We start from the raw sequence: 1,937 nt of genomic DNA, 5'->3' as shown, positions 1-1,937 counted from the left end.
GCACCCCCATCGTCGCTGCGACCCGCCACCCCAGTTCGCCCCACCGTGCCCTCAGAACGACGGAAGCCACGGTCAGACCGACACCGACCACGAGGGCCTGGCGACCCCGGATGGATACGACCATGGCCAACAGCAGGATGGCGGTGACGGCAGGGCCGAGGAACTGCGCCAGCACGGAGAACGGGGCGTAGATCATCGCCCCAGCGGCGATGACCGACAGGCTCGTGAGCTCGATCCAACCGAGGCGACCGCGAGCAACACGGACGGCCAAACCCAGGGACCCGCCGGTGAGCAGCAACCCGGCGGGCAGCCACGTCGTGGAGTCGTGGTCTGTCGCCCAGACCAGCACCGAAAGGAGCGAGACCAACCCGAGGGTGGCGCCACAGGCCAACAACAGTGACCGCCAGACGGAGGCCGAACCACGCCCTGTCACCTCTCTCAACAAGGCGAGTTCCGTCGCCGCCGCAGCCATGACCTCATCTTCACACCGCAGGATCGAAAAGCCCGGTAAAGACCTTTCGACCGTGGGCTGCCGTCGTCGACCGCGGCATCCGCATCACCGCGTGAGCCGGGCGAAGCGCTCCTACGGGCACCTTCGGCCGGTACGCCCTACGCTGACGAGGTGCGCCCAGACATCGATGACCTGCTGGCCGAGCGCGAGAACGAGATCCAGGCCCAGCTCGCCCAGCTGACGAAGCCCGTCGGCGAGGTGGGCACGATCTCGTTCGGCAAGCGCATCGGGGAGGGCACCTCGATGGCGGTCGACCGGCTGACCGCCGTGTCGGCGCAAGAGAACCTGCTCGCGATCCTGGCCGACATCGGACGCGCCCGGGAACGGGTGGCAGACGGTACCTACGGCCTGTGCGAGGTGTGCGGCGAGCCGATCCCCGAGGGACGGCTCGAGGCTCGCCCGTGGGCCGTCAGATGCATCCAGCACAGCTGAAGCCGCACCCATCACGCGGTTGCGGTCGCCAACGGTCAAGAGGCGAGCACCGTTGCACTTTGACGGCCGCAACGGAACGGACGGCCCGCGGTGCGCGCTCGATCAGAACCACGGCGTCGGCGGCGTGAACCGCCAGGAGCCGGCTTCGGAAGCCCCTTACGGTTCTGAACGCAGACAAGGCCTCCCCCGCTGCGTCGCGTTTGCCTCACAGTGTTCATGCTCGGTCGCCGGCAAGGAAGATCACGTCGGGGGGCGCAGCAGGTGCTCGGGGGTGGTGCCGGTCGGGTGAGGCCCGGACGTAACCCAGACCTAACCCAGGGGGACCTCCTGGACGGGACGTTGGCCTCTGTGCGCGGTGAAATCAGCGGTGGTGAAGTGGCAGAGTGACCAAACATGCCCCCGGGCTGAGAGTGCTTGCGTTGGCGGCGCTGGTGGTCGGTGGACTGCTCACCGGTTGTACGTCGTCGGCTTCAAACACCCCGGGCAGCATGATGGGCGGACCGGCGGGCTCAGGCCCCCGAAGCAGCATGCTGGGCGGACCGGCGGGCTACCACTTTCCTGCGCTGAGCTGTGCTGCTCCGGTCTCGCTGCCTGGCACGACGGTCACCGTGACCCTCGCGGACATGGGGATGACGCGGATGATGGGCGGCGACGCACCGATGGGTGCCGTGATGATGTTGCAGGCGACCCCTCAGGTCGTGGCCGCGGGGAAGGTCAGCCTGGTGGCGCAGAACCGGGGCTGGCGCACGCATGAGCTCGTCGTGCTGCCGTTGGCGCGAGCCGCCGCGGCAGGGCAGCGGGTTCCGGGCGCCGATGGCAAGGTCAGCGAGTCAGGGAGCCTGGGCGAGGCGTCCGCCTCCTGTACCAGCGGGGCAGGTGAGGGCATCGACTCCGGCGCGGTCGGCTGGGTGACGCTCCAGCTTTCCCCTGGCCGGTACGAGCTGGTCTGTAACCTCAAGAACCACTACGCCAACGGCATGTACCAAGAGCTCGA

General features: G+C 68.5%; 3 protein-coding genes. 2 read left to right on the top strand and 1 reads right to left on the bottom strand.

The genetic code is table 11. The annotated features are described in order from the left end of the window. Positions 1 to 472 (bottom strand): hypothetical protein (locus L0H79_RS22080; protein WP_301486927.1); only part of this gene is annotated, 472 nt, incomplete at its 3' end. A 150-nt stretch (positions 473 to 622) separates the two neighbouring features. Here L0H79_RS22080 and L0H79_RS22075 point away from each other — a divergent pair. Next, positions 623 to 943 (top strand): TraR/DksA C4-type zinc finger protein, encoded by a 321-nt coding sequence (locus L0H79_RS22075; RefSeq protein WP_301486926.1) that lies wholly within the window; start codon positions 623 to 625, stop codon positions 941 to 943. A 527-nt stretch (positions 944 to 1,470) separates the two neighbouring features. After that, a partial coding sequence (locus tag L0H79_RS22070) for a sulfocyanin-like copper-binding protein (RefSeq protein ID WP_301486925.1) occupies positions 1,471 to 1,937 on the top strand: 467 nt, incomplete at its 3' end.

This window comes from Intrasporangium sp. (assembly GCF_030452765.1).
Lineage (GTDB): Bacteria > Actinomycetota > Actinomycetes > Actinomycetales > Dermatophilaceae > Intrasporangium_A.
The sequence above is the reverse complement of the archived record's forward strand: the minus strand, read 5'-3'. Positions and strand labels throughout refer to the sequence as shown.